Here is a 15,389-nt window from a genome sequence, read left to right as displayed (position 1 = left end):
TCAGCGTCCCATCCGGCCCGGGTTGAAAATCCCGGCGGGATCAAAAACGTTGCGAAGCGACGCTGCCAGGGCCGCCGCGCCCGGGGCTTCGTTTATGAACGCGGGACCCGTACCGCCGGGGCCGGGACGCGCGAGCGTCACCACCCCTTCCGGAACTGCGGCGCGCACGGCGGCGCAATCCGCGTTCCCGCAATACCAGATCAGCGCCGCGCCCCAATCGAGCGAGCTCTCGCCTCCCAGACGTTCGAGGGCTTCCATCGTGGCGGGTGCTTCGGTAGGCTTGACTAGGATGCGCCAGACGGCATCGGAGCGGTCGGCAAAGTGGCGAACGTCCCTCAGGTTTCGCCACAAATGGCGGCTTTTCCCATCCTCAAGCGTGTCGATATCCCGGCCGCGGAACAGGGCTTGCAGCCGCTCGCACCGGTACTCGACCTGACGAGACAGTCCTTCGATGCGCAGCCATGCCGTTCTGTCGAAGAATGCGGCGCCGGAAACTTCGAAAGGCGTCGCCAGCGCCGTCGAGAATATGGCGACGGCCTCGCGTGATGACAGCCCGCCGAAGACCAGAGTCTTCTGGGCCTCGGCCGAAGGAAGCGTTTTCAGGGCCACCTCCGTTAGGATGCCAAGCGTCCCATGCGAGCCACAGAGCAATTTCCCGAGGTCCATCCCGGTAACGTTCTTCATCACCCGTCCGCCATTCCTGATGATCCGGCCTTGCCCGTCGACGAACCGGACGCCGAGCAGGTGATCGCGGCATGCGCCGGCTTGAATGCGTCTTGGCCCGGAGAGGTTGGCGCCGACCATGCCGCCGATGGTCGGCGTGCCGTCTGTCGCAAGCAGCACGCGATAATCCATCGGCTCGAAGGCTAGCGACTGGCCCTCGGTCGCCAGCAGCCGCTCGATCTCACCGACCGACGCGCCCGTACGTACGATCAGGGTCAGTGCGCCCGGCTCGTAGGCGACGATCCCGCCAATCTCGCGTGTCGTCAGAACCGAATCTGCCGCAACGGAGGCGCGGCTCTGGGTGCCACCTCCGCAAATATGGAGTTTCCGCTTCTGCCGGAAGCTGTCCGCGACGAGTGCCGCCAGCTCGGCTTCGCTCCCTGGAACCGCCGCATCGGCGCCCCGGCTTTCCGTCCCCTCCGTCATACCCTTTTCGCCGCCTCCCGATGAGGCTGGCTGATCTCGAGAGGGAAGACCTTCGCCGGATTCAGCAGCCAATGAGGATCGAGCGCCCCCTTGATCTCCATCTGGATCGCCATGTCGTCCGGCGCATATTGCTTCGTCATAAGGTCGCGTTTTTCGATCCCCACGCCGTGTTCGCCAGTGAGGCAGCCGCCCATGTCCACGCACAAGCGAAGAATGTCGCTTCCGAAGGATTCGGCTCGCTCGAGGTCGCCGGGCTTGTTGGCGTCGAACAAGATCAGGGGGTGCATGTTTCCGTCGCCGGCATGAAAGACATTGGCGACCTCAAGCCCGTGTTCCTTTGAGAGCTCGCCGATCCGTTTCAGGGTGTGGGGCAGCTTCGAAACCGGCACCGTGCCGTCGAGGCACAGATAGTCGCCTAAGCGGCCCATCGCCCCGAAGGCCGATTTGCGGCCCTTCCATATCGCCAGCGACTCGTCGGCGTTGCGGCTGCTGCGGAATTCGGCGGGGTTCAGTTCCGATGAGATTGCCTTGATGCGCTCGATCTGATCGGCGATTTCGTCTTCCGAGCCCTCGACCTCGACGATCAGGACGGCGGCGCAATCGGGATAGCCCACTTTTGCAAAGGCCTCGACCGCACGCAGGCAGACATCGTCCATGTACTCGATCGCCACCGGCAGGAGGCCGGAGCGAATGATGCGGGCCACGCATTCGCCCGCCGTTTCGGCGCTGTCAAAGCCAATCAGCATCGGCCGTGCGCCCTCGGGGCGCGGCAGGATGCGCAACGTCGCTTCGGTCACGATCGCGAGTTGCCCTTCGGAGCCGCAGATAAGCCCCAGGATGTCCAGACCCGCCATGCCGAGATGGGGACCGCCAAGCTGGACGATCTCTCCGGTGGCAAGCACCATGCGGACGCCGAGAAGGTTGTTCGTGGTGACGCCGTATTTCAGGCAGTGGGCGCCGCCGGAATTCATCCCGATATTCCCGGCGATCGTGCACGCAAGCTGCGACGACGGGTCCGGTGCGTAGAAAAACCCTTCCGCCTCCAGCTCCGCGCTGACGGAAAGGTTGGTGACGCCCGTCTGAACCCTGATGAAACGGTTTGCGGTATCTATCTCGAGAACGGCCCGCAGCCGCATGGTGCCGATGACCACGCTATCGGCAGTCGGAAGCGCTCCGCCTGCCAGCGACGTGCCGGCACCGCGCGGGATAACCGGAACACGCAGATCGTGGCAAATCTTCATCGCCGCCGCCACCTGCTCGGTAGTGCACGGTAGAACCACGGCGAGCGGCGGACATCGGTAGGCGGTCAGCGCGTCGCACTCATATGCGCGGGTTTCCTCGGGGTCCGAGACGATCGCGTCCGCGGGAAGGACGGCCCTCAACGCCGCGACGATTTCGGGCTTGCGGGCGATGATCGCAGCGTCGGGAGCGGGCATGGCAATTCTGGACATTGGCTCAAACCTGTCTGATCGAAAGCATCGAAGAACGAGACGCTCCTTCGCACCCGCCTTCATCGAGGCACAAAAGATGCGCAGGCTCGCGATGAGGCGACCTATGAGCATCGCAGCTGTTTACCGGGCTCCACGCGGGAGATCCGCTGGGCGAAGGAGAAGCGCGATATCTCGCTGCGGCGGCTCGCCAGCGATAGTCTTGGCACGTCGAACGCCTGACAACCGCAACCGAGGGCGCGCAGCCCGCCCTGTGTCATCCGCAATAGATAATCTTGTCCTTCTCAAGCCGCGATATTTCATCATCGCCGATGTCGAGGATTGAATTGAGGATGTGCTTCGTATGCTCCCCAAGCATCGGGGGACTGATGGAATACTCGATTTCCGTTTGCGAGAATTTGATCGGATTGGCCACGAGCGGCACCGTCTTGCCCGTGGTGTGGGGAAGGTTGATCTGCAATTGGCGATGGATGACCTGCGGATGCGCGAATGCCTGGTCGAGCCGGTTGATCGACGCGCATGGTACGCCGATGGGTTCGAGAAGGGCGATCCAGTACTCCGTCGTTTCCTGGGTAAGATGCTCGGTCAGGATAGAGACCAGAGCGTCGCGGTTCGCCAGGCGATCCGTGTTGGTGGTGAAACGGGGGTCATCGCAGAGGACTTGCAGCCCGGACGCCATGCAGAATTTCCTGAACTGCTGGTCGTTCCCCACCGCGAGGACGAATGACCCGTTGCTCGACCTGAACACCTGATAGGGCACGATGTTCGGATGAGCATTTCCATATCGCCGCGGCGGTTTCCCGGTGGTCAGGTAGTTCAGATTCTGGTTCGCCAGAGCGGCAAGCTGGACATCGAGAAGCGCCATGTCGATATGCTGGCCCTCGCCCGTCCGCTCGCGATGCAGTAAGGCCGACAGCACGCCCGTTGCGCTGTACATTCCGGTGAGGAGATCGGAAATTGGGACGCCGACCTTCTGGGGCCCGCCGCCGGGTTTGTCGTCGGCCTCGCCCGTGATGCTCATCAGCCCGGATATGGCTTGGATGGCCATGTCGTATCCGGCCACGGTCTTCATCGGGCCGGTCTGGCCGTATCCCGTGATGGAGCAGTACACTATGTCCGGCTTGATGAGGCGGAGCGTTTCAAAATCCAGCCCATACCGCTTCATGTCGCCGACCTTGTAGTTCTCGATAAGAACGTCGGCCTTCTTGACCAGAGATCGAACGATGTCAGCGCCGGCTTGCGTGGCGATGTCTACGCAAATCGAATGCTTACCGCGATTGGCGCTGAGGAAATAGGCGCTCTCGGTCGTTCCATCCAGATGCGGTGGGCCCCAGTGGCGGGTGTCGTCGCCGGTAAAGGGGCGTTCGATCTTCCAGACCGTCGCCCCTAGATCGGCTAAAAGCTGCCCGAGCCACGGGCCCGCTAGAATCCTCGATAGATCAAGAACTTGGTATCCACTCAACGGTCCGGCCATCTCAACCACTCACATTGCGATTAACGTGCCTCTCTATGGAAGCTATGGCGAAACGTAACTGGACATACCAGATTGGTCAATCCAATAATTTTGCCCCGCGTCCTGTGGGTGCTATAAAAAATCTATCAAGGGGGACATTGACGAAGCAGCGGGATTGGTCTATCCAATTTGGTCTACAAGTAGGTCATCGGGAGGGATGGCCTGCGAAGCCCACAACAGGGCATCACGTTTAGGGAGGTTACGCTGCATGGCGCGAATATCGCTCCAAAATGTCTCCAAGTCGTTTGGTGGCGACCAGGGCCCATGGGCCGTCAAGGATTTCTGCCTGGAGATAGAGGATGGCGAGCTCATTGTTTTTGTCGGACCTTCCGGATGCGGAAAATCGACGACACTGCGGATGATCGCCGGCCTCGACGACACCACTTCAGGCGCTATCATAATCGGCGGGAGGGATGTCACCGGACTGCCTCCGAAAGATCGCAACGTCGCGATGGTCTTTCAGAACTATGCGCTATATCCCCAGAAGTCGGTCTACGACAACATGGCATTCGGCCTACGGGTGCGCGGTGAAGCGAAGCAGGAGATTGACCGGCGGGTGAGGGCCGCGGCGGCCAGCCTAGATCTCGAAGCCCTGCTCGACCGCAAGCCGCGACAGCTCTCGGGCGGTCAGATGCAGCGTGTCGCCCTTGGGCGTGCGCTCGTGCGGGACCCCGATGTTTTCCTTCTGGACGAACCGCTGTCCAATCTCGACGCGAAACTGCGCGTGAAGATGCGCGAAGAAATCACGACGCTCCATGCCCGGCTCCGGGCGACGATGATCTTCGTGACACATGACCAAGTCGAAGCAATGACGCTCGGGGACCGCATCGTGATCATGCGCGATGGCGTGATCCAGCAGGCTGGGAGACCTCTCGAACTCTATGACCGTCCCGCAAACACGTTCGTCGCTGGGTTTATTGGTTCGCCCGAAATGAACCTGATCGACGGGCATTTGGTCGACGCTAGCGGACGGCTCGAAGTGCGATCCGGAGACCTATCGGTAGGCATACCAGATAAAACCTTCGCCAAGTACGGACAAAGCGTGACGCTTGGAATCCGGCCCGAGCACCTCGTCATCTCCAACGATTCCCCGCTTGAGATGAGCGTAAGCTTGGTCGAGCAGATCGGAGCGCAGACTTATCTCATGGGCACGCTGGCCGGCCATAAGATGCGTGCCGTCGTCGAGCGCCGCGACGAAATCCGCGCCGGTGACAGAATCCCGATCGCCCTCCCGAGTGAGCGGCTTCACCTGTTCGAGTCCGCGAGCGGTGCGTCGCTCCGGATAGCGGAAACGGGTGGCAAAATCAGAGCGAAGGAAAGTGCGTGATCCACCCCTGCGAGATCGCCGGGTCAGATTGAGATACTGCGCCCCTGGACCGTGGGTCGCGGAATTCGACTTCAACGGATGCTCTGTATCGCGTGCTGACGAAAGCATCTCTGGATGCGCCATAAAGGAAGAAATTCACCACTATACTCGATACGGGCGAATTAATTCTTGTCAATTTGGCTTGAACTGACGTCTTAACATGGGAGGAGCATGAAATGAGCATCTACATTCCAGGTCACAAAAGAATGGCGGCGGGCCTGTCGGGCATGACCCGCCGTAACTTTCTAGGAACAGCGGCCGTCGTCGGAGCGAGCGTGGCGGCGCCCGCCGTGCGAGCCCAGTCCGGCGTCACGCTTCGTTTTCTCAACCAAGAAACTTCGGTCGCCAGTCAGGCTGCCCTTAAAAAGGCGTGCGACGAATACGAAAGCAAATTCGGCGTCAGAATAATTGTAGATTCGACTCCCATCAGCGGTACGACGCAAAAAGCGATGGCGGCGATCAATGCTGGCCAGTCATACGATATTTACACTGCCGGCTTCATTGCGGGTATTTTGCAGTTCGTTCAGGCGGGCGTTCTTCTGCCGGTCACCGACCTGGTAAAAAAGTACGACTGGGGCAAAGGCGCTGCCTGGGAGTATGAGGGTGAGAACTGGTACTATCCATTCGATTACAATCTGGTCGTAAATTACTACAGGAAAGACCTCTACGCCCAGAAGGGTCTGAAGGTCCCGGAGACGTCGGGCGATTTCTTGAAGAACTGCGAGGCGCTTACCGTCAATAATAGTGGAAATGTTGATGTTGGCGGCTGCGTCATACCGCTGGCAAGCGACTCCGCGACGAATTGGGCGAGCTTTGGAAATATGTTCGCGGAAGGCACACAGCTTTTTGACAAAGACTGGAATGTCGTTCTCGACCAAGGCGAGAATCTCGATCGTGCCACGCGCTTTTTGGATCTTTATGGCGAGCTGTATAAGACCATGCCGCCCGGCATGAACGCCGTCGGCTACGCTCAACTAATGAGTCTCTTCACCACCGGAAAGGCTGCTCACACGCTCTATTCAGGCCGCCTGGTCGAATCCCTCGAGGCAACAAATCCTGCGCTGGCAGATCAGTACGGCATCTTTGCCTCGCCCAGCAGCAGCGGTCAGAAGGCGCTTTCCTATGCCTTTGACGGCTTCTGCGTCTTCAAGACGAAGCAGAGCGAGGAGGCAGTCAAATTCCTACAGTGGTTCGCTGACGAGCACTACGTGGATTGGTTGCTTTCCGCATGGATGAACAACCATCCGTCTCGCTTGGATATCTACGAAAATGAGCGGTGGAAGAGCCATCCCATGATCAAGAAGCATTGGGAAACGATGATGCAGATGAAGTCCTTCATCGAGGGGGACGGCGTTACCATCACGGCGATTGACACCAGCGGCCCTTCCATCGACATGCGTGCTTGTAACGTGTTCAACGCAAATGTCATGCCGGAGATGCTCCAGCAGAAAGTCCTCGGCAACACCTCGTCTGCTGATTGCGTCGCCGCGGCCGCGCAACGCATTCGCTCCCTCATCTAATTGCAGATCGGGGTGGTCTCTGCCGCCCCGATCGTTCGTCCAAAGGATGATTCTTATGGTTCAGGACCGGCGAATTGTTACGTTGTTTATAGGCAGTATATCACTGCTTGCAATTATTATTGGCGCCCCGTTAATTTACGCGGTTATGCTATCATTCTATTCGGCAAGTTCGTTTATCGGCGAACCTCAGTGGGCCGGCCTGAGCAACTACAGCAAGGTATTGCGAGATCCTCTTTTCTGGAATTCGTTGACGAACGGCCTCACAATCGCGATTACGTCAATTGTCCTGCAGGTTGTTCTGGGCGTCGGCATAGCGATGGTGCTTAACAAGCGCTTTCTTGGCCAGACGGTTGTACGCGCGATCGCCATTCTTCCGTACTTCCTGCCGACCGTTGTCGCCTGCCTGGTAGCCCAATGGATTCTCGAGCCAAATTACGGATTGCTCAAGAGCGCTCTCGCATCCATCGGTGTCGGAATGCTCGATTGGAGTTCTCATGCGTTCACGGCCAAAGGCACAATCGTCCTCGTTAGCGTGTGGTTGTGGACACCTTTTGTCGTAACCTGTGTTCTTGCCGGTTTGCAGACGATCCCAACGCAACTTTATGAAGCCGCGCGCGTCGATGGCGCGGGAGCCTGGCGGCAATTCTGGCACATCACGATACCGGGCTTACGCTCGGTTCTGATCGTGGTCATCCTTCTGCGCGGCATCTGGATGTTCAACAAGTTCGATGTGATATGGCTTTTGACGAAAGGCGGGCCGCTGAACCAGACAGAGACCTTGCCTACCTTGGCCTATAGGAAGTCGTTTCTGGAGTACAATCTGGGCGGGGGCGCCGCTGTGGCAACGATCTCCTTCCTTATTCTCTCAGGCGTCATTCTCATCTATCTGCGCCTATTCCCCATCGACGATGCAAAGCAAGGGAGATAACAATGAATAGCCATGTAGAGCGATTGCCCATTGATTCCCGCCCGCAGATACCAGAGCGCGAGCCGATTCGTCCGAAATCGTCGCTGCAACACGGGAGCAGGGTTCAGGACAGCACCTTCTGGAGACTATTTAAAAGGCTGTCAGGAAAAGTTGCACTCTATGTAACAGTACTCGTTATCTGCCTGTATTCGTTCTTTCCGATATACTGGATGATAATTTCAAGCCTGAGGCCTTCGGAACGACTTTTCCTCGACACATCTCTGGTATTCTGGCCACCGGACCTGACGTCATACATTTCCCTATTCCGGCAGACGAACTATGTCGTCAATTTTCTGAATAGCGCTCTAATGGCGGTTGCGACGATTACCGTCTCCCTCATGCTGTCGGCATTTGTCGCTTATGGCGCCACCCGGCTGCGTTTTCGGGGCAAGACTATGCTCGTGGCATCGATGCTTTTTGCCTACATGTTCCCACCCCTCATGCTGGCGATCCCGATGGCGGCAACTTTCCGCACAATCGGCCTCACCGACACACTGTGGGGGCTGTTGATCGCACATCTTGCAATTTCACTGCCGCTAGCGGTCTGGTTGCTCTGGGGGTTCTTTAAGTCAATGCCGTTCGACCTTGAGGAGGCCGCGATGGTTGACGGCTGCTCTCAATTCGAAGCGTTCATCAAGGTCGTCTTGCCGCTGTCCGCTCCCGGGCTCATCACTGTCGCCATCTTCTCCTTCCTCCTTTCTTGGGCCGACTATGTGTTCGCGCTGATACTTATTATGAGCGACCAGAGAAAGACGCTTCCCGTCGCTCTGGAATCGTTGCTCGGCGCCCATGATTTGCGGTGGGGTGAAGTCTTGGCTGGCGCCTCGCTGATAGCTCTACCTTTGTTCTTAATATTCATCTTCTGCTATCGGTATTTCGTCGCCGGGTTGTCGGCGGGTGCGGTGAAGGGATGATCCCGTCAAGTAAAGGCGGAAGATCGGCCGCCTTTTTGACTTGCGTTTGAAAAACATCACCGACCGGAGAAGGTCCATGTCGAGTTACGACTATATTATCATTGGTGCAGGTTCCGCCGGGTGTGTTTTAGCCACCCGCCTGAGTGAAGACGCCAATGTGAGCGTTTTGCTGATCGAGGCGGGCGGAGGGAAGTCGCTGTTTGTCGATATGCCCGCCGGAATCAGGATCCTCTATACGAGCGATCGGTACAACTGGCGCTTTTGGACTGAGCCGCAGCGACATCTTGACAATCGCCGGATCTATATTCCCAGGGGGAGGGTTATTGGAGGGTCGTCATCAATCAATTCGATGATCGCGATCCGCTGCAACCCTTGGGACTACGATTCGTGGGCGTCTCGGGGCATGCCTAAGTGGAGCTTTTCCGCAATGCTCCCCTATTTGCGCAGGATTGAGGATGCTAGCCTGGTTGTTCAGCCTGATAATGGAACGCGCGGGCACAGCGGACCCATCAAGCTTTCCTTCGGGCCACGGCGCTCGACCACGCAGGCGTTTGTCGACAGTCTCGTCGCTGCAGGTTTGCCTGAGAACAATGGATTCAACGGGTCGTCGCAGATAGGCGCGGGCTTCTACGAACTTACGATAGCACATGGAAAGCGGTCCGGCGCATTCAAGTACTTAGAACGCGCCAAGGGACGCCCAAACCTCACCATTCTGCCAAATTGTCATGTTCGTCGCATCAACGTTGAAGGAGGTTCTGCCAGTGGCGTGATCGTGGTTCAGAATGGCCGCGAGAGGACAATCAACTGTGATCGAGAAGTTCTGCTGACGGCAGGCGCAATCGGTTCGCCGCAGCTTTTGATGTTGTCGGGTATCGGGCCTGCTGATCATATGCGGTCTCTCGGCATTAAACCGGTTCACCACCTCCCGGGTGTGGGAGAGAATCTTCAGGACCATCTCGACTGCGCGGTTCGCTTCGAGGCATCGCAGCCGACGACGTTGACCCCCTATATGGGCCTCCTGAAAGGCGGGATGGCCGGTGCTCGATACATTCTCAAAGGCGATGGGCCGGCCGCTTCACAGGCCGTGGAGGCGGGGGCGTTTTGGGGCCCCGACCGATCGTCGCCGTTGCCGGAGTGGCAGGCGCACTTTGCTAACGTTCTCCGCAATCCGCCGCCCGGCGAGCGTATCGCTCACGGCTTCGCTGTTCGCGTATGTCAGCTCAGGCCACAAAGTCGCGGTACGGTGAGATTGCGAAGCGGGGACCCCGCCATTCCACCAGCAATCGACCCGCGTCTTGGGTCCGAGCATGCGGACCTCGCGAGTCTGAGAGATGGCGTGCGCGATATGTGCGATATGATGATGTGCGGACCACTCAAGAACTTCGTAAAACGCCCGATCGATGCGGAAGCCTTTGGCAATCTCTCCTCGCTGGAGACTTTCGTGCGAGCGCGGGCCGAGACGGTATATCATCCCGTTGGGACCTGTCGCATGGGTGCTGATGATGCATCGGTCGTGGACCCGAGCATGAAAGTCCGCGGTCTTGATGGTCTGCGGGTCGTCGACGGTTCGGTGATGCCAACGCTTCTAAGCGGCAATACAAACCTGCCCATTATGGCGATGGCCGAGAAAATCGCTGACGAACTTATTCACGGTGAAAGCTTTTCGCCTGAGTACCCGATCGCTGGGCAGATGCTTGCGCATGACGCGCATGGGCGCCGCCCGCCCTCCTCCTGAAAGCCTCCGTTTACCGTCCGCGGAACGCTGTAACGGTGCGAAAGCGCCCAAACCGTTTTCGTAGCTTTTGAACTCGCAGGGTACGATGGCTGATTTTGATGTTGATCTGGCAGTAATTGGTGGTGGTTCAGGCGGGGTCCGCGCGGCGCGGGTTGCTGCTAGCTATGGGGCCAAGGTCATTGTTGCTGAAGGAGATCGGGTTGGCGGGACCTGCGTCATCCGTGGCTGCGTGCCCAAAAAGCTTATGGTTTATGCTTCAGATTTCCAGAAAGAGATCGGGAACGCGGCGGGCTTCGGATGGTCGATTCCCCCAGCGAAATTCGATTGGGGAGTATTGACGGGAAATAGAGACAGGGAAGTCTCCCGTCTCGAAGCCGCATATACGTCGGCGATTGAAAAGTCGGGAGCGCGCCTGGTAAAAGAGCGCGCGACGTTTCAGGATGCGCGCACCTTGCGTCTTTCCAATGGGGAAACTGTGCGCGCTCGTAATATATTGATTGCCACAGGCAGCACGCCCAACCATGGGGAAGTTTTACCAGGCCTCGAGCATGTCATCTCCTCAGATAAGGTCTTTGAGCTTCGTGAATTGCCGAGACGGATCATAATTCAAGGAGGAGGCTACATCGCGGTTGAGTTCGCATGCATATTTGCCGGTCTCGGTTCGAAAGTGACTTTGGTTTGTCGGAGCGACAACATCCTGCGCGGTTTCGATCAAGACATAAGGACACATGTTCGGGATGCTCTGGAGCAGCAGGAGATTAGGATTGTCACTGACTGCCGGATCAAAAGAGTCGACAGGATGGACGAAAGCAGTGGCGTATTGAAAGCTAGTCTTTCAAACGCTGAACAGCTCGTCGCCGACCAAGTCATGTTTGCGATCGGACGAAAGCCCAACACTCAAGGCCTAAATCTCCAGAAATCTGGCGTTGCGCTAAGTGCTGACAGCGGCGGCGTCGCGGTCAACGAGAACTCGCAGACGAATGTGCCCCATATCTATGCGGTCGGCGACGTGACAAATCGCGTCAACCTTACCCCTGTAGCCGTGCGCGAAGCGCAGGCCTTTGCAGATTCGGTATTTGGCAAGCGTCCCACGCAGGTCGACTATACGGATATCCCGACTGCGGTTTTCTCGCGTCCGGAAGTCGGATCAGTTGGACTATCGGAGGCACAAGCCTGTGCCCGGTTTGAAAGGGTGGACATCTACAAAACGGATTTCCGGCCGATGAAGGTTGCCCTCTCCCACAGCTCCGAACGAATGATGATGAAACTCGTCGTGGATGCCGATTCCGGGAGGGTCGTCGGCTGCCATATTGTCGGATCTGGCGCTGCGGAGATCATCCAGGCAGTTGCGATTGCGATAAGAATGAAAGCCGTAAAGGAGGACTTCGATGCAACGATGGCTCTTCATCCAACTGCGGCGGAAGAACTTGTCACGATGCGGACGGCCACCAGGCGCTGCGTTCGTTAACGCATTTTGTAGCAAATCGGATTCCTCTGGCGTTACCTAAATGCGGCTGAGCAGACACGATCTCCATCAGGGCAACGACTATGTAACGATCGCATGAATAGGCCGAATACATGAACGCACCCGCCGAACGCGATATGTCTTAAAACGCTTGCGCCTGCGGGGCCATCTATACATGAAGCTCTCGATGAAGCCGTTCTGCATCGGCTTGCCCGGAGCGATGTAGTGCCATTCGACGATTCGACGCGGTTCTGATCCGCCCAGGCGAGGATGGCGTTCAAGGTGAGCTCGCTGCCATAGCTGACGATCATCCTCGGCCGGCCGCGTTCGGCGACGAGCCTGTCCAACTCGCGGGCAACCCGCATGCCGGACAACCACGTATCGACCGGTAGCGCCAGGCATTCCCTCGTGCAGTCTGCAGTCGTCGACGACGGCGAGGATACGGAAGCGGCGGCGGTAGTGTCCAGAACCTTTCGCACTTTTTCTTAAGCGACGGCTCCGTGGGTTGAGGTCTGCTCCGCGTAGAGCGGATCCATGTTCATATATTTGCGCGTCGACCACTGACTGCCGGCAATATGCCTCAGCCGGGCGGCCGCCAGGTTCAGGCAGCTCTGCCCGTCCGGGAATGCCCCCACGACGCGGGTGCGCCGTCGGATTTCTTTCATGATCCGCTTCAGCGGATTGTTGGTCCTGATCTTGAGCCAATGGCTGTCGGGGAAGGTAGAAAGTCAGGGGCTCATCGATATGCGCCTCCATTAACTCGGCCGCTTTCCCGAGCTTTTGCCGGCGTAGGTCCTCGATGATCATGGCAGCCTTCTCCTGCGCTGCTTCTCGGCTTTCCTGGGCATGGATCGCCTTGAGCATATGGCTGATTTCACGCACCTTGGTCTTTGACACGTGGCTGAACACGTTCCGGTAAAATGCACCATGCAGCGCTGCCAGCGCGCCTCGGACAGATAGTCGGCGACGCTTTCCACTAGGCCGCGGCAAGCGTCCGAGATGATCAGTTGTCGATACCGGAACAATACTCCCCAAATGTGCCGTTTGAATCTTCCCCAGTTTGCGCCGTGACCGGTCTTCCGGGGCGCGCCCCGGAAGATCGGTCACATGTCATCACCGATACTGCTTCCGATGGTCGGAAGGGGGATTTCGGTGATCAAGCTGAGGGAGATGATGATGATCCTGGATCTACATCGGCAAGGTCTGTCGGTGTCGGCGATCGCCAGGCAAGCTGGTATCGATCGCAAGACGGTGCGTAAGTACATCGAGCGCGGGCTGGAGGCTCCGGTCTATGGACCGCGCAAGCCGAGAGCGACGGTGATCGACCCGTTCGCGGCCTATCTTCGCGAACGCGTGCAGACCTATCCCGGCCTGACAGCGCGGCGGCTTTTCCGCGAGATCAGGGATCTCGGCTATTCCGGCGGCTATACGGCGCTGACCGACTTCTTGCGCGACATCCGGCCGCCGAGCGAACAAGGATTTGAGGTTCGCTTCGAGACACCGCCGGGTGAGCAGGCGCAGGTCGATTTTGCCCAGTTTCATGTCGTCTTCACCGACGAACCGACGACGCCGAGGATCGTCTGGTTGTTTTCCATGGTGCTGGGCTACAGCCGCCTCATCTGGGCGCGCTTCGTCATGCATCAGAACCTGCCGACGGTGCTGCGTTGCCACGTCGCCGCGTTCGAGGCGATTGGGGGCGTTCCGCGCGAGATCCTTTACGATCGCATGAAGACCGCGGTCATCGGCGAAGGCGAGACAGAGGGTATTGTCTATAACCGTGCGCTTGTTGATCTCGCGCGTCACTACGGCTTTCATCCGAGGGCATGCCGTCCCTATCGGGCCAAGACGAAGGGCAAGGTCGAAAGACCGTTTCGCTATATTCGTGAAGACTTCTTCCTGGCGCGCTCGTTCCGCAACCTCGACGACCTCAACGCTCAACTGCGACACTGGTTGGACAGCATCGCCAATCCGCGCAAGCATGCCACCACCTTACGCGTCGTCAATGAGGCCTTCGCCGAAGAACGGCCGCATTTGCGCCCGCTTCCGCTCGCCGCTTTCCGCTCGGTTCTGAAGTTGGAGCGCCGGATCTCGCGCGAAGGCATGGTCAGCGTCGGCGGCAATGCCTACAGTGTTCCCGACGCGACCCGCAGCCGGATGGTCGAAGTCCATTCGCTCGCGGACGAGGTCCGCATCTTCGAGAACGGCACGCTGATCGCCGTCCACCCTGTTCTGGAGGGGCGCAAGCAACGACGCGTCCACCCCGATCATCGTCGAAGCATGGCCTCCCAGCGTTCGCGGCCACCGACGACGGACAGCAGCGTCGTTCTCCAGGGCGCTGGCGACAGAGTGACTCATCGGTCGCTGGCCTTTTATGACGCCGTCGGCAAAGCCATGGCACGGGAGAACCGCCCATGAGCGCCGCCCTCGATACCGCATCCTCAATGATCGATCGCATTCGCCACGATCTCGTCGGCCTGAAGATGCCCCGGGCGCTCGAGGCTCTCGATCATGTTGTTCGGCGCCTCGAGCATGGCGAACTCTCGGCATTGGAAGCGATCGACATCCTGCTCTCCGAGGAGCTGACCTTGCGCGAGAATAGCCGCATCAAGACCGCGCTGCGGATGGGGCGGCTTGCGACGATCAAGACGCTGGCCGGCTTCGACTTCTCCTTCCAGCCATCGCTCGACAAGGATCGGATCTTCACCCTCGCACAGCTCGGCTTCATCGAGCGGTGTGAGGCTGTGCATTTCCTCGGCCCACCGGGAACGGGCAAAAGCCACTTGGCCACCGCTCTCGGCGTCGAAACCGTCAAGGCCGGAAAGAGCGTCTACTTCACGACGCTCGCCGATCTGATCGCCGCGCTCGCACGAGCCGAACGAGAAGGTCGACTGCAGGAGCGCATCCGCTTCTTCTGCAGGCCAAGCCTGCTGATCGTCGACGAAATCGGTTATCTGCCGGTCATCGCCGGCGGCGGCAATCTGTTCTTCCAACTCGTCAACGCCCGCTACGAACGTGGCGCAATGATCCTCACCTCAAATCGTGGCTTTGCCGAATGGGGCGATGTCTTCGGCGACCCGGTCGTTGCCACTGCGCTGCTCGACAGGCTTCTGCACCATGCCGTTGTCGTACAAATCGAGGGATCAAGCTATCGATTGCGTCAGCATGCCGAGCTCATGCCGGAGCATGTCCGCTCGAAGGCGCTGATCACTCCTCCAGCCTTCACCCCTCCGCCTAAGGGAGTGTTCATGTTGGACTCGCGAGGCGTTTTCTTGCGAGGAAGATGTCGAGTGTGATCTGGAGCATTTCGAGTGT

At 58.6% G+C, this 15,389-nt stretch carries 11 protein-coding genes and 3 pseudogenes; 8 read left to right on the top strand and 6 right to left on the bottom strand.

The genetic code is table 11. From position 1 onward, the window contains the following. The 3 genes from AC1Q6Z_RS32685 to AC1Q6Z_RS32675 all read right to left on the bottom strand — a co-directional run bounded on the left by AC1Q6Z_RS32685 (nucleotide 1) and on the right by AC1Q6Z_RS32675 (nucleotide 4,071). On the bottom strand, nucleotides 1–1,149 hold the full coding sequence (locus AC1Q6Z_RS32685) for an FAD-binding protein (protein WP_492650416.1): 1,149 nt from the start codon (nucleotides 1,147–1,149) through the stop codon (nucleotides 1–3). Further along, nucleotides 1,146–2,600: an FAD-binding oxidoreductase gene (locus AC1Q6Z_RS32680; RefSeq protein WP_036588744.1), complete on the bottom strand. Its 1,455-nt coding sequence runs from the start codon at nucleotides 2,598–2,600 to the stop codon at nucleotides 1,146–1,148. Before AC1Q6Z_RS32680 ends, AC1Q6Z_RS32685 begins: the two co-directional genes overlap by 4 nt. A 253-nt stretch (nucleotides 2,601–2,853) precedes the next feature. Beyond that, entirely contained in the window at nucleotides 2,854–4,071 is a 1,218-nt protein-coding gene (locus tag AC1Q6Z_RS32675) for a CaiB/BaiF CoA transferase family protein (protein ID WP_036588661.1), read from the bottom strand. A 247-nt stretch (nucleotides 4,072–4,318) separates the two neighbouring features. Here AC1Q6Z_RS32675 and AC1Q6Z_RS32670 point away from each other — a divergent pair, with 247 nt between their 5' ends. The 6 genes from AC1Q6Z_RS32670 (at nucleotide 4,319) to gorA (ending at nucleotide 12,080) form a co-directional block, all read left to right on the top strand. After that, nucleotides 4,319–5,437 carry an ABC transporter ATP-binding protein gene (locus tag AC1Q6Z_RS32670; RefSeq protein ID WP_051517875.1) on the top strand — a complete coding sequence of 373 codons (1,119 nt, stop codon included), beginning with the start codon at nucleotides 4,319–4,321 and terminating at the stop codon, nucleotides 5,435–5,437. Between the two features lie 215 nt (nucleotides 5,438–5,652). Continuing rightward, on the top strand, nucleotides 5,653–6,996 hold the full coding sequence (locus AC1Q6Z_RS32665; protein WP_077548351.1) for an ABC transporter substrate-binding protein: 1,344 nt from the start codon (nucleotides 5,653–5,655) through the stop codon (nucleotides 6,994–6,996). Between the two features lie 55 nt (nucleotides 6,997–7,051). After that, nucleotides 7,052–7,924 (top strand): carbohydrate ABC transporter permease, encoded by an 873-nt coding sequence (locus AC1Q6Z_RS32660; RefSeq protein ID WP_036588662.1) that lies wholly within the window; start codon nucleotides 7,052–7,054, stop codon nucleotides 7,922–7,924. Nucleotides 7,925–7,926: 2 nt separating this feature from the next. Further along, complete coding sequence (locus AC1Q6Z_RS32655) at nucleotides 7,927–8,877, top strand: carbohydrate ABC transporter permease (RefSeq protein ID WP_077548352.1); 951 nt, start codon at nucleotides 7,927–7,929, stop codon at nucleotides 8,875–8,877. Nucleotides 8,878–8,953: 76 nt separating this feature from the next. Next, nucleotides 8,954–10,612 (top strand): GMC family oxidoreductase, encoded by a 1,659-nt coding sequence (locus tag AC1Q6Z_RS32650; protein ID WP_077548353.1) that lies wholly within the window; start codon nucleotides 8,954–8,956, stop codon nucleotides 10,610–10,612. A gap of 85 nt (nucleotides 10,613–10,697) precedes the next feature. Then, nucleotides 10,698–12,080, top strand: a complete 1,383-nt coding sequence (gene gorA, locus AC1Q6Z_RS32645) for a glutathione-disulfide reductase (RefSeq protein ID WP_036588664.1) — start codon at nucleotides 10,698–10,700, stop codon at nucleotides 12,078–12,080. Between the two features lie 162 nt (nucleotides 12,081–12,242). Here gorA and AC1Q6Z_RS32640 read toward each other — a convergent pair. The 3 pseudogenes from AC1Q6Z_RS32640 to AC1Q6Z_RS32630 all read right to left on the bottom strand — a co-directional run. After that, nucleotides 12,243–12,530: pseudogene (locus tag AC1Q6Z_RS32640) on the bottom strand (integrase core domain-containing protein); the annotation flags it as partial. 32 nt (nucleotides 12,531–12,562) lie between these two features. Next, nucleotides 12,563–12,787, bottom strand: a pseudogene (locus tag AC1Q6Z_RS32635) (transposase); the annotation flags it as partial. 73 nt (nucleotides 12,788–12,860) lie between these two features. Next, nucleotides 12,861–13,054 (bottom strand): annotated as a pseudogene (locus AC1Q6Z_RS32630) (transposase); the annotation flags it as partial. A 175-nt stretch (nucleotides 13,055–13,229) separates the two neighbouring features. Here AC1Q6Z_RS32630 and istA point away from each other — a divergent pair. Together istA and istB are read left to right on the top strand one after the other, a co-directional pair. Next, nucleotides 13,230–14,492 carry an IS21 family transposase gene (istA, locus tag AC1Q6Z_RS32625; RefSeq protein WP_492650415.1) on the top strand — a complete coding sequence of 421 codons (1,263 nt, stop codon included), beginning with the start codon at nucleotides 13,230–13,232 and terminating at the stop codon, nucleotides 14,490–14,492. Further along, nucleotides 14,489–15,370 carry an IS21-like element helper ATPase IstB gene (gene istB, locus AC1Q6Z_RS32620; protein ID WP_492650414.1) on the top strand — a complete coding sequence of 294 codons (882 nt, stop codon included), beginning with the start codon at nucleotides 14,489–14,491 and terminating at the stop codon, nucleotides 15,368–15,370. The genes istA and istB overlap by 4 nt, the downstream gene beginning before the upstream one ends. The last annotated feature ends 19 nt before the right edge of the window (nucleotides 15,371–15,389 follow it).

The organism is Shinella sp. GW835-FHT14H05 (assembly GCF_058793575.1).
This window is presented reverse-complemented; position numbering and strand designations above follow the sequence as displayed.